This window comes from Paracoccus sp. (in: a-proteobacteria) (assembly GCF_030604785.1).
In the GTDB taxonomy this organism is placed as follows: domain Bacteria; phylum Pseudomonadota; class Alphaproteobacteria; order Rhodobacterales; family Rhodobacteraceae; genus Paracoccus.
Map to the genome: position 1 here is coordinate 1 of NZ_JAUVVF010000063.1, position 11,599 is coordinate 11,599.

Annotated in this window: 10 protein-coding genes and 2 pseudogenes; 3 read left to right on the forward strand and 9 right to left on the reverse strand. The window is 65.2% G+C overall.

Translation table 11 applies throughout. The features are described 5' to 3' along the window. Positions 1-248: 248 nt before the first annotated feature. Positions 249-869, reverse strand: a complete 621-nt coding sequence (locus QAR72_RS14945) for a TenA family protein (RefSeq protein WP_304618176.1) — start codon at positions 867-869, stop codon at positions 249-251. 20 nt (positions 870-889) lie between these two features. Continuing rightward, on the reverse strand, positions 890-1,726 hold the full coding sequence (locus QAR72_RS14950; RefSeq protein ID WP_304618177.1) for a BtpA/SgcQ family protein: 837 nt from the start codon (positions 1,724-1,726) through the stop codon (positions 890-892). A 29-nt stretch (positions 1,727-1,755) separates the two neighbouring features. On the opposite strand from QAR72_RS14950, the gene QAR72_RS14955 reads away from it, so the two are divergent. Next, positions 1,756-2,637 (forward strand): PfkB family carbohydrate kinase, encoded by an 882-nt coding sequence (locus QAR72_RS14955; protein WP_304618178.1) that lies wholly within the window; start codon positions 1,756-1,758, stop codon positions 2,635-2,637. Between the two features lie 2 nt (positions 2,638-2,639). On the opposite strand, the gene QAR72_RS14960 is transcribed toward QAR72_RS14955, so the two are convergent. The 6 genes from QAR72_RS14960 to QAR72_RS14985 are packed head-to-tail and all read right to left on the reverse strand — an operon-like array spanning position 2,640 to position 8,237. Continuing rightward, a complete protein-coding gene (locus tag QAR72_RS14960) occupies positions 2,640-3,401 on the reverse strand; it encodes a glutamine amidotransferase (RefSeq protein WP_304618179.1) in 762 nt (253 codons plus the stop codon). Positions 3,402-3,420: 19 nt separating this feature from the next. After that, positions 3,421-4,488 carry a phosphotriesterase family protein gene (locus tag QAR72_RS14965; protein WP_304618180.1) on the reverse strand — a complete coding sequence of 356 codons (1,068 nt, stop codon included), beginning with the start codon at positions 4,486-4,488 and terminating at the stop codon, positions 3,421-3,423. Further along, positions 4,485-5,486: an ABC transporter permease gene (locus QAR72_RS14970; protein ID WP_304618181.1), complete on the reverse strand. Its 1,002-nt coding sequence runs from the start codon at positions 5,484-5,486 to the stop codon at positions 4,485-4,487. Before QAR72_RS14970 ends, QAR72_RS14965 begins: the two co-directional genes overlap by 4 nt. Next, positions 5,483-6,262 carry an ATP-binding cassette domain-containing protein gene (locus QAR72_RS14975; RefSeq protein WP_304618182.1) on the reverse strand — a complete coding sequence of 260 codons (780 nt, stop codon included), beginning with the start codon at positions 6,260-6,262 and terminating at the stop codon, positions 5,483-5,485. Before QAR72_RS14975 ends, QAR72_RS14970 begins: the two co-directional genes overlap by 4 nt. Continuing rightward, the gene (locus tag QAR72_RS14980) at positions 6,262-7,191 is read right to left on the reverse strand and encodes a substrate-binding domain-containing protein (protein ID WP_304618183.1); all 930 of its coding nucleotides are present in this window, start codon (positions 7,189-7,191) and stop codon (positions 6,262-6,264) included. The genes QAR72_RS14975 and QAR72_RS14980 overlap by 1 nt, the downstream gene beginning before the upstream one ends. Before the next feature lie 2 nt (positions 7,192-7,193). Further along, on the reverse strand, positions 7,194-8,237 hold the full coding sequence (locus QAR72_RS14985) for a LacI family DNA-binding transcriptional regulator (protein WP_304618184.1): 1,044 nt from the start codon (positions 8,235-8,237) through the stop codon (positions 7,194-7,196). Between the two features lie 214 nt (positions 8,238-8,451). On the opposite strand from QAR72_RS14985, the gene QAR72_RS14990 reads away from it, so the two are divergent. Continuing rightward, positions 8,452-10,236 carry a DUF262 domain-containing protein gene (locus QAR72_RS14990; protein ID WP_304618185.1) on the forward strand — a complete coding sequence of 595 codons (1,785 nt, stop codon included), beginning with the start codon at positions 8,452-8,454 and terminating at the stop codon, positions 10,234-10,236. 219 nt (positions 10,237-10,455) lie between these two features. Continuing rightward, positions 10,456-11,428, forward strand: a pseudogene (locus QAR72_RS14995) (IS3 family transposase); the annotation flags it as partial. Between the two features lie 71 nt (positions 11,429-11,499). On the opposite strand, the pseudogene QAR72_RS15000 reads toward QAR72_RS14995, so the two are convergent. Beyond that, positions 11,500-11,599: pseudogene (locus tag QAR72_RS15000) on the reverse strand (IS5/IS1182 family transposase); the annotation flags it as partial.

The window sequence follows — 11,599 nt, forward strand, 5'->3', positions numbered from 1 at the left end:
CGCTGAAAGCTCTGTCCGCGTGATCTCAATGGCCATGATGATCCTCCCCGCCTCGAAAGGAGTGAATCACACCCTCGCTGAAATGGGAATCGCCCGCCGAGTCAAAGCCTCGCGCCTCTGGTATCAGGGGTGGCATCCAGCAAATTGGCTGGCGCTTCGCCTTTGCGACGCATTTCCGGGGCGGCAAGCCAAGCTTCGTAAGTTACCTTCCGTCGCCCGATGTAATCGGGCGCCTATCTGTGCCCCGTCTACAAAAGGGCGGCGTCGTGAAAGCCGATCTCCAGCCGCTGGACCCGACCGAACAGGGCCACCAGCGCGGATTGATCGTCGCACGGAAGGCCAGCGCCGAGCGCGTCCACCCGGTCGCGCAGCCACTCGGCCTGTGCGCGAAAGGCGGTCGCGGCATGCAGCGCGATCCAGTCGCGCCGCATCGGATCGCGGATCGCCGCATCGCGGTGCCGGTCGCACCATGTCCAGTACATCCACTCGGCCGCGAACATCGCCGTCAGGATCTGCACCAGATCCCCCTCGCGCGCGATCGCCAGCATGCCGTCGCGAAAGGCCGCGACGCGGGGATCGGCCTGCAACGCGGGATCGGGCCGAAGGCCCCGCGCGGCATAGGCTGCCGCGAAGAAATCCATCTGCTCGCCCGCAAGAGCGTGAAGCGAGCCGATCAGCTTGCGCCGGTCCTCCAGATCGGTGGCCTTGGTCACGGCATGGGCAAGAATCGTGATGGCGGTGTCGACAAAGGCGCCCTCGATCAGCAGATAGCGGTCGAAGGCTTCATCGGACAGGCTGTCTTGGGCCAGCGCCAGAACGAAGGGATGATCGACCATCGCAGCGAAATCCGCCGCGTTCTCGGAGAGCATCCTGTCGGTCAGCCGCCCCGTCACAGCCCGGCCTGCGCGACATCGACGAAGCGGCGCACGCGGGCGGCATCGACCGGGTTCCACCACACGCCGCCCTCTTTCAGGGACGAGGCCACGATCACGCCGTTGGTGCGCGACAGGATGGCGACCACATTCGCCTCGGTCACGCCCGAACCGACCAGCAGCGGCAGATGCGTGGCGGCGGCGACCTCGTCGATTTCGTCCATCGTCGCGCTGTCCCCGGTGCGCTGGCCGGTGGCGATGATGCAATCGCTGTCGAAGAAGGCCAGATCGCGGGTCAGTTCGGTGATGCTGCGATCGGCGACGATCGCGTGGCTGCCATGCTTGACATGGGTGTCGGTGAAGACGCGCACATGCTCGGCCCTCAGGGCCGCGCGGTATCGCAGAGCCTCGGCCGCGCGGCCTTCCATGAAGCCCTCGTTGGCGACATAGGCATTGGCCCATTGGTTCACGCGGATGAAATCCGCCCCGCCCGCAACGGCGGTCGCAAGCGCGGGCAGGGGCGCGTTCGCCAGCACGTTCACGCCCATCGGCACATCAAAGGCGCGCTTCAGGCGGTCGGTCACGACGGCAAGGCAGGCCGCCGTCTCGGGGCCGATATCCTCGGGCTTGGCAAAGGGGATGTCGCCGTGATTTTCGACGATCAGGCCGTGCATCCCCCCTTGCACCAGACGTTCGGCATCGCGCATGCAGGCATCGTGGATTTCCTGCATGCTGGCCCCGCGATAACGCGGCGCGCCCGGAAAGGCTGGACAATGGATCATGCCGATCAGCGCCTTGGGACGACCGAAGATGTCCTGGATGGCGCCTGCGGGGCGGTCGGAAATCAGCGTCATGCGGAACCCTTTCGGAAGGATGCGGTAGGATGATGAAGGCCCATGTGATCGGAAACGCCGCCCTTGACGAGACCCTGCGCGTCGCGGATTTCCCGCAGCCCGGCGCCTCGATCTTCGGCGAGGCGCTGTCGCAGGATCTGGGCGGCAAGGGCGTCAATCAGGCGGTCGCCATCGCGCGGACGGGGCTGCCCTGCCGGCTGGTGGCGGCGGTCGGGGAGGATGCGCGCGGGCGCGAGATCGCCGCGCGACTGGCGGCCGAGCCGTTGGCGGCCGAACTGATCGCGCTGCCGGTCGCCTCGGACCGGTCGCTGATCCTGATGGCGGGCCATGGCGAGAACGCGGTGATCACCACCCGCGCCGCCGCCAGCGCGATGACCCCCGAGCATGTCGAGAAGGCGCTGGCCGAGGCCCGCCCCGGCGATCTGCTGGTGCTGCAGGGCAATCTGCGGCTGGCCACGACCCGCGCCGCCCTGATCGCCGCACGGGCGCGCGGTCTGCGAACGGCGCTGAACCCCTCGCCGCTGGAGGGGGACATGGCGTCGCTGCTGCCCATGGTCGATTGCGTCTTCGTCAACGAGGGCGAGGCGCGGCTTCTGGACGGCAGCGAGGCGCTGCGCGCCGCCGGCGTCTCCGAGGTGGTCGTCACGCTTGGCGGGCGTGGGGCGGTCCTGCTCCATGCGGGCCACGCGGTCGAGGTGCCGGCCCGCGCCGTCGCCATCGTGGACACGACCGGCGCAGGCGATTGCTTCATGGCGGTCGCGCTGGCCTCGGCCGGTCTGCGCGGCACGCGGCTGGACGCGCGCGCGCTGCGCCACGCGACCGCGGCCGCCGCCCTGACCGTCAGCCGCCCCGGCACGGTCGCGGCCTTTCCCGATGCCGCGCAGATGCTGGCGATCCTGGCGCAGGACTGACCTCATCGGTCGCAGAGCCAGCCGAACAGGTTCCGCCACAACGTCGCATAGCCCGGCCAGGCGCAGAATTCCGGCGACAGCCAGTGCGGCCCCACATCCGAGGTCCAGGCCGCCGTGCGCCCCTTGCCGTGGCTGCCCAGCACCAGCAGCGGATGGCCGCCCTGATCGCCCGGAATGCGGGCCAGGATCTCGGCGCCCTCGCGGGGTATTACCTCGTTCACCCCCAGGATCGGCGGCCAGTCCGAGGGCAGTCCGGCAAGAACCGGGTGGTCGGGCTGCAGGATCTCGGCCTTGGCGCCCTCGGGGATCTCGACCCGGTCATCCCAGGGATGGCAGGTGACCGGCAGCGTGTCCTCGACCGGCGTGCCCCGCCAGCGGGCGCGGCCATCGATGCCCTGGAACGAGAAATAACCGCCGATCATCAGCAGATTGCCGCCCCCCGCGACCCACTCCCTGAGCATCCGCAACCGGTTCGGCACGGTTTTCGACCGCAGCCAGACGTCGGGCGGCAGCAGGAAGGTGTTGGCGCCGATATCGGACAGGATGACGATGTCGTAATCGGCAAGCCCCTCGATCCGGAACGGAAAGCCCTCGGCCGCGTCATGGGCGGTCATGTAGTCGATGCGGATCTCGCTGCCCTTCATCGCGTCCAGCAGGGGCTGCGCGCCGGTATGGAACCGGACCGAGCCGAACTGGTCGAAGCCCTTGTAATGCGTTTCCGAGGTGGTCCAGCTTTCGCCCACCAGAAGCACACGGATTGTCATGGGTTGGTCCTTTCGCGGATCACGGGAAGGTGGCGTCGAAGACGCGGCGTGGATTGGCGACCATCAGCGCCCGGCACTCATCCGGCCGCAGGCCGTGGCGGATCAGGCGCGGCAGGAAGTGCCGCGTCACGAAGGCGTAGCCATTGCCGCCATAGCGCGTCAGCATCATCTTCAGGAACACGTCCTGCGACAGCAGCACGCGGTCCAGATAGCCGTGTTCGGCCAGACGCAGGATCGCCCGCGCCACCTCGTCATCCGACGGGCACTGGACGCCCTGATCGGCGTAGAAGTAATCCATGCCGATCATGTCGAATTCGACGAAGGCCCCCCTTTGCGCCAGCGTCGCCTGATAGACAGGGTCGTCATGCGAGGGGTTCATGTGGCACAGGACCGTGTGGCGCAGGTCGCCGCCCTCGGCCTCGACGATGTCGAGAACGCGGTGGCCCAGCCGGAACCAGCCCGGCAGATGCACCATCAGCGGCAGCCCGGTGCGCGCCTGCGCCCGCGCCGCGCCGCGCAGCGACTTTTCCTCGGCGGCGGTGAAATCGTACGAGACGCCGATCTCGCCGATCAGGCCGATCCGGGCATCGGTGCCATCCGTCCCTTCGAGCGCCTCGGCGACGATCTGGTCGGCGATGTCGTCCGCCGACAGGTGCGAGACCTCGTCGGGCATGGAACTGGCGAGGTAGTATCCCGCCCCCATGACGATGTTCAGCCCCGTCTCTGCCGCGATCCGGCGCAGGATGGCCGGGTTGCGGCCGATGCCGCGACAGGTGGGGTCGATCACGCTCTGACCGCCCACCGCGACGAAGTCGCGCAATTCGGCGATGGCCAGGTCCGGGTCGTCCAGCGCGATGTTGTGGCGGTTGACGAACGGGTCTTGGCGCAGTTCGGACAGGATCTCGATGCTGACGGGCAGGTCGGCCAGATGCTGGCGCGCGGGGTCGGTGGGCGGGTTCCACCAGCAGCGGCAATCGTTCTGCAGATGCTCGTGCATGAGCGTATGGCCCAGATCCGAGGCCGGGATCGGACCGCTGACGGTCATCACCTGACCCGACCCGGTATGGCAGGGGGACAATTCGCTCATGTGCGCCCCCTGCCGAAGCGGAAGCCCCGGTCGAACAGACGCGTGTTCAGCCAGATCGCGATCAGGATGATTGCGCCGGTCACGATCTGCGTGAAGAAGGGCGAGATGTGCAGCAGGATCAGCCCGTTGCCGATGACCGCGATGGTCATCGTGCCCAGCACCGTGCCCAGCATCGAGGCCTTGCCCCCCATCAGCGACGTGCCGCCCAGCACGACGGCGGCGATCACCTGCAGCTCGAACCCCTGCGCGGCGTTCGACGATCCCGATCCCAGCCGGGCCGCGATCAGCATCCCGGCAATAGCCGAGGCGACGCCCGCCACGACATAGACCGAGGCCAGAACCCGCTTGGCGGGCATGCCGACGCGGCGCGCGGCCTCCATGTTCGAGCCTACGGCGACGACTTGGCGGCCGTATTGCGTGCGCAGCATGACCACGAAGCCCAGAACCGCGATCAGAAGCGCAAGGATCGCGGGGACGGGCACCGCCCCGATCGTGCCGCGCCCCAGCCAGAAGAAGCCGGGGACGCTGGTGATGGGGATCGAATAGCCCTCGGTCAGGTAAAGCGCGATGCCGCGCAGGATCGACAGGCCGGCAAGCGTCACGATGAAGGCGGGAATGCCCTGATAGGCGATGAACCACCCCTGGACCGCGCCCACGACGATGCCCAGCAGCAGCATCAGCACCACGACCAGCGGCCAGGGGAGGCCTGCCGCGATGGCGATGGCGCAGACCGCGTTGACCAGCGCCACCTGCGATCCGACCGAAAGGTCGATCCCCGCCGTGGTGATCACCAGCGTCATGGCCACGGCCACGATCAGGATCGGCGCGGCCTGTCGCAGGATGTTCAGCAGGTTGCCGGTGGTCAGGAAGGTCTGGCTGCTGGCGCCGAAGATCGTCATGCAGAGCAGGAAGAACAGCGCGATGGACAGGACCTGCGCGTGTTCGGCCACGAAATCCGCAAGGGCAGAGCCCTGCTTGCGTTCGGTATAGACATTCATGGATGGCCTGCCTTTCCGACGATCAGATCGACCAGTTCCTGAAGGTTGGTGTCGCCGGTCTGCCGTTCGGCGACCTTGGTGCCTTCATACATGACGGCGATGCGGTCGCAGACGCGGAACAGGTCCTGCATCCGATGCGTCACCAGCACGACAGCGACACCGCGCGCCTTGACCCGGTTGATCAGCGCCAGCACGGCCTCGACCTCGGCCACGGCAAGGGCCGAGGTCGGCTCGTCCATGATCAGCACCTTGGGATCGAAGCTGGCGGCGCGGGCGATGGCGATGGCCTGACGCTGGCCGCCCGACAGTTTCTCGACTTTGGCGGTCAGGCGGGGGATGCGGATTTCCAGTGCGGCCAGCATCTTCTGTGCCTCGGCCAGCATCCGGCGCTGGTCGAGGAACGGCCCGCGCCTGAGCTCGCGCCCCAGAAACAGGTTGCCCACCACATCGACGTGGTCGCAGAGCGCGAGATCCTGATAGACCATCTCGATCTTGCGCGCCCGCGCGTCCGAGGGGTTGGCAAAGCGCACCGGCTGGCCCTCGACCAGGATCTCGCCGGAATCGGGAATGTAGGTGCCGGACATCACCTTGGACAGCGTTGACTTGCCTGCCGCGTTGTCCCCGATCAGGCCCAGGCACTCGCCCGCGCGCAGGTCAAGATCGACCCCGCGAAGCGCCTGATGCGACCCGAAGGTCTTGGCGATCCCGCGCAGCGACAGGGCGGGGGGGTCGGCGGGGGAAATCATCCCCCGCCGTTCGGTCGCAAGCGCCTGCATCACTGGAAGGCCGCGCGGAAGGGCTCGACATTCTCGCTGGTGACGATGGTGACGGGCACCGAGATCTCGGCCTCGACCGTGCCGCCATCGGCCAGCGTGCCAAGCGCCTCGATCGCGGCCGCGCCCATGCCCGCCGGGTCCTGCTGGATCACCGCCCTGACATAGCCCGCATCGATCCCGGCAATGGCCTGCGCGGTCAGGTCCCAGCCATAGACGGCCACATCCGCCTGACGGCCCTGACTTTCGACGGCGGCGATGGCACCCAGCAGAGCGGGTTCGCCCGTCGCATAGATCGCGTTCATGTCGGGATTGGCGGTCATCAGGTTCTCGGCCGCGCCAAGCGCGATGTCCTGCACGTTCTGGCCGTCCACCGTGCCCAGCACCGTGACCGAGCCGCTGTCGAGCGCGCCCTCGAACCCGTCCTTGCGGACGTTCTGGATGAACGAGTTCAGCGCGCCCACGATGCCCAGACGGATCTCGCCCCCGGCCTCGTTCACGACGGCGGCAAGGTCGGCGCCGGCCTGGGCGTTGTCCACGCCGATCTGCGCGCTGTGCGGGCCTTCGGGCAGGATCGCGTCGATCGCCACCACGGGGATGCCCGCCGCGACGGCCTGTTCGACGGCCGGCATGATGCCGTTGACGTCGATGGCCACCACCGCGATGCCGTCGACACCTTCCTGGATGTAGGTCTCGATGGCGCTGTTCTGCGCGGCGGGGTCGTTGTTGGCGTTAAAGATCAGCAGCGTCGCGCCGGCGGCGTCGGCAGCCTCTTGCGCGCCGCGGTTCATGTCGTTGAAGAACAGCGCCTGCTGGTTGATCTGGACAAGAGCAAAGGTCTTGCCGTCCTGCGCCAGGGCGGGCCATGCGGCGGCGACAAGGCCGCTGGTCAGGATCAGGCCGAAGGCGCGGCGGGTCGGGGTCATCGTCATCTTCATTCCTCGCTGTTGGTGTTGCGGTCGAAGGCGCGGACCGGCGGCGCAACAGAGTTCCGCACGATCAGCGTGACGGGCAGCAGCTCTTCTGTCGGAGCGGTCTCTGCCGATGATCCATCCGCGCGCATCAGAACCTGCAGCGCACGCTGCCCCAGGGCGCGGACGGGTTGACGCACCGCCGTGACCGGCGGGGCGAAAAGGTGCAGCGGCCCGACATCGTCGAAGCCGATGATCGAGACCTCGTGCGGGATGGCCAGACCGGCCTCGGTCAGCACCTCGCAGAGGCCGATGAGCAATTCGTCCGAGGTGGCGAAAATCGCGGTCGGCCGGTCAGGCGTGGCAAGGTCCAGAAAGCGGCGACCGGCCTCGCGGCCCGCCTCGACAGTATACTGACCGCAATGGCGGATGATGCGGGCTGGCGGCAGGCCCGGCAGGTCCATCCCCTCGACGAAGCCCTGCCAGCGGCGGGCGCCGCTGATCATCTGATCGACGCCGCCGATGAACAGGGCATGGCGATGCCCGGCCTCGGCCAGATGCCGCCCGGCCAGATAGCCGCCCTGCCGGTTGTCGCAGAACAGCTTGGGCGCGGCTGCTTCCGGCACGTCCTCGTCCACCACGACGCAGCGGCGCAGCGTGTTCAGCTTGGCCGCCATCCGTTCGGTGGCGGGGTGGTTGGTGACAAAGATCAGCCCGTCGGCATGGCCCGTCCGCACCAGATCCAGATAGGACAATTCCCGTTCGGGGCTGTTCAGCGTGGCATAGAGCGCGACCGACAGGCCCATCACGCTGGCCTCGGCCTCGACCGCGCCCACAAGCGTGGCGAAGAAGGGCGAGGCGATGTCCGGCACGATCAGCGCCACCGTGTCCGACCGCCCGAGGCTGAGGCGTCGCGCATGGGGATTGGGCCGGTAATCCAGGTCGCGGATCGCGCGGTCGATCGCCTGTGCGGTGCGGGCGGGCAGGTCCAGCGAGCCGTTGAGATAGCGCGAAACCGTGGCCTTCGAGACCCCTGCCGCCGCCGCTACATCCTGAAGATTGGCCATGATCGAGCGATAAACCGGTTTAGTAAACTGGTTTATAAACTCTGCTGCATGGTTCGCGATTCGGTAAAGTCCTAATTTCGGGGAAACGCATCGCTGCCGCGAAATTTGGCATAGAGGCGGCTCGGCTGATCTGAATAGCGCTGCGAAACTGGACTGGAAGAGTTCAGAAGATTTTGCGACGACTTAACTGTGTCAACGGGAGGGCCAAGCGCAGATGGGCATTCAGAAGATCCAGAGTGAAGACTGCTCGGTCGCCAGCCTCTTCCAGTCCTTCTATGCTGTCCCCGATTATCAGCGCGAGTATGTCTGGGATACGGACCAGGTCGAACAGCTTCTGAAGGACGTTCGCGAAGAGATGGGCGACGGCCCCGCGCAAGATGCCCCAGAGTACTTCATCGGCAGCATCGTCGTCTGCCCTGGCCGCGATGGCGTGCTTGACCTGATTGACGGCCAACAGCGGATGACAACTCTTTACATCACGCTCTGCGCGATCCGGGATCGGTTCGCTGAGCTGGGAGCGCAGCCGTCTTTAGTGCTGAACTCCCAGATCGCCGATGCTGCGGTTGATGTTTCCGGCGAGGAGCGTAGCCGCTATCGGCTCGATCTGCAGTATGAAGACAGTGGCGATGCGTTGACGCGCCTCGCTGACGGGAAGCGTATCGAGACGCCCTCCACCCAGTCGATGCGAAACATGCAGAACGCCCATCATGTCGTCACCCGGTTTCTCGAGTCCGAATTCGGTCAGGATGCCGCAGCCGTCCGCAAACTCTACGGGTACCTGACGAACAAGGTGAAGCTGATCCGCATCGAGACCGAAGACGTCGCGAAAGCCCTGAAGATATTCGAAACGATCAACGATCGTGGCGTTGGATTGAACTCCATGGACCTTCTGAAGAACCTGCTCTTCATGAAGACGCCCAAGGGACAGTTCGACCGCCTGAAGGATACTTGGAAGGAGCTGCAGGACACGATCTTTCGCATGGGCGAGAAACCCCTGCGATTTCTACGCTACTTCATCTTCAGCAGGTACGACGTGGATCTCCTGCGTGAGGACGAGATCTATGGCTGGTTCACGAAGAACGATGCGCTCGTCGGGTATGGACGCGATCCAATCGGTTTTGCCAAAGAACTCGTGTCGGCCGCACGGGCCTACGAGCGGTTTCGCGAAGGCAAGAATGAGAAGGGTGAGCGAAGCCGCTATCTCGACAACATCAGGCTGCTGGGCGGCCAAGCAGCGCGTCAGCATCTGATACTGCTTCTTGCGGGGCGCCATCTTGGTCCCGCGCTGTTCGACCGTCTGGCCGCCGAAGTGGAGAACCTGTTCTTCTGCTATGTCATCACGCGAGAGCCGACGCGGGATTTCGAGCGCAACTTTGCGAAGTGGGCAACAGAGCTAAGGTCCATCAAGGCCGACGAGGAGTTTGATGCGTTCATCGTTGCACGCTTCGACAGGGCGAAGGCAGACTTGGCGAAGCGTTTCGATGACGCTATGGGGCGACTCGCCCTTCGCAGCTTGCAGCTGTATCGGTTCCAGTACGTGCTGGCCAAGCTTACCCAGCAAGTGGATCTTCTGGCTTATGGTGAGACCGAAGGTACGAGGTGGCTTGGGAACTACGTGAGCGGCGGATACGAGGTCGAGCATATTTTCCCGCAAACGCCGAATGCAGAGGCCGCCGCTGAGTTCGGACCCGTCAGCGATCCGGAGGTCGTGCAAAGGCTGGGTAACCTCGTCCTCGTCGAGAAATCCATAAACACCTCGCTCGGGAACCGCGCCTACAGCGAAAAGAGGCCGGTGTATCAGCAGTCCAAGCTGCTTTTGACACGGGCCCTGAGCGAGCGGCCAAAGGTCGGTGCGAACACGCGCATTGACCGGGCGGTCGCCTTGATCGAGCCCTACTCCTCGTGGCATGAGGGGGCCATTCATCAGCGTCAGCGTTCCCTTGTTACGCTCGCCCGCGCTGTCTGGGGCCTTCCGGAACAGGCTGCTTCAACCGGTTGAGAGCGGCGTTGAGTGGATGTTGAAAGCATCGCTGACTCATTTGCGGAGAATTGCGACGCCAATCTTCGTATATTCTGAGGCGATTGTTTATCTTGGCCTTGTCCAGTGAATGTCTGTACCCGTTGTTCTGATCTGACTTTGATCTGATCCCCGCAAACTGGACAGTTTGAAGCTGGAGTTTTCCGCTACGCTTTCCTGGCTGGGAGAGGAGCGGATTCGATGAAGGCGAGCAATTTCTCGGACGCGCAGAAGGCGTTCATTATCAAGCAGGGCGAAGACGGAACGCCGGTTGCGGAGATCCGCCGCAAAGCGGGGATCAGCCAGGCGACCTATTTCAACTGGAAGAAAAAGTATGCCGGACTTCTGCCAACCGAGATGAAGCGTTTGAAGCAGCTCGAGGACGAGAACGCACGGCTGAAGAAGATCGTGGCGGACCTGACGCTCGACCGTGAGATGCTGCAGGACGTTATCCGGCGAAAGCTCTGAAGCCTGATCGGATGCGCGAACTCGTCCGCGGGATGTGCAGCGATTGGGCGGTGTCGATCCGGCAGGCTTGTGGGGCCATCGGGTTTGACCGTTCGACGTTCCACTACCAATCCCGCCGCTCGATCAGGCTGCCGTGGCGAAGCGGATCAGGGAGATCTGCGAGACGCGGGTCCGGTATGGTTACCGGCGCGTTCACGTCCTGCTCGACCGTGAAGGCTGGAGCATCAACATCAAGAAAGTCTATCGCATTTACAGGGAGTTGGGTATGCAGCTCAGGCACAAGACGCCCAAGCGGCGGGTGAAGGCCAAACTGCGCGATGACCGTGCTGTCGCCGTCGGGCCGAATGATGTCTGGGCGATGGACTTCGTTCACGATCAGTTAGCGACGGGCAAGAAGCTGCGGGTTCTGACCGTGGTCGACACCTTCTCACGATACGTCCCGGTGCTCGACGTTCGCTACAGTTACCGCGGCGAAGATGTCGTGGCGACCCTCGACCGAGTCTGCCGCACGGTGGGCTATCCCAAGACGATCCGCGTCGACCAAGGCAGCGAGTTCGTCTCGCGCGACATGGACCTCTGGGCCTACCAGCGCGGGGTGGTCCTCGACTTCTCCCGGCCTGGCAAACCGACCGACAACGCCTTCATCGAGGCGTTCAACGGTAGGTTCCGGGCTGAATGCCTGAACCAGCACTGGTTCCTGACCCTTTGAACTGGCCCCCTTTTCGACCGGACACTCGGGCATAACCATGGAGGCTTAGGCTCCAGACTCATTGATCGTCAAAGCCAGAAGATGACGGTTGCGGCGAGGGCGACGGCGGAGAGGAAGGTTTTCGCACATCTGTCGTAGCGGGTCGCGACGCGGCGCCAGTCCTTCAGC

Excerpts from the sequence above, each read along its gene's own strand:
- QAR72_RS14980 (WP_304618183.1), bottom strand. The coding sequence starts at position 7,191 with ATGACGATGACCCCGACCCGCCGCGCCTTCGGCCTGATCCTGACCAGC.
- QAR72_RS14975 (WP_304618182.1), bottom strand. The coding sequence starts at position 6,262 with ATGCAGGCGCTTGCGACCGAACGGCGGGGGATGATTTCCCCCGCCGAC.
- QAR72_RS14945 (WP_304618176.1), bottom strand. The coding sequence starts at position 869 with ATGCTCTCCGAGAACGCGGCGGATTTCGCTGCGATGGTCGATCATCCC.
- QAR72_RS14985 (WP_304618184.1), bottom strand. The coding sequence starts at position 8,237 with ATGGCCAATCTTCAGGATGTAGCGGCGGCGGCAGGGGTCTCGAAGGCC.
- QAR72_RS14970 (WP_304618181.1), bottom strand. The coding sequence starts at position 5,486 with ATGAATGTCTATACCGAACGCAAGCAGGGCTCTGCCCTTGCGGATTTC.
- QAR72_RS14950 (WP_304618177.1), bottom strand. The coding sequence starts at position 1,726 with ATGACGCTGATTTCCGACCGCCCCGCAGGCGCCATCCAGGACATCTTC.
- QAR72_RS14960 (WP_304618179.1), bottom strand. The coding sequence starts at position 3,401 with ATGACAATCCGTGTGCTTCTGGTGGGCGAAAGCTGGACCACCTCGGAA.
- QAR72_RS14955 (WP_304618178.1), top strand. The coding sequence starts at position 1,756 with ATGATGAAGGCCCATGTGATCGGAAACGCCGCCCTTGACGAGACCCTG.
- QAR72_RS14990 (WP_304618185.1), top strand. The coding sequence starts at position 8,452 with ATGGGCATTCAGAAGATCCAGAGTGAAGACTGCTCGGTCGCCAGCCTC.
- QAR72_RS14965 (WP_304618180.1), bottom strand. The coding sequence starts at position 4,488 with ATGAGCGAATTGTCCCCCTGCCATACCGGGTCGGGTCAGGTGATGACC.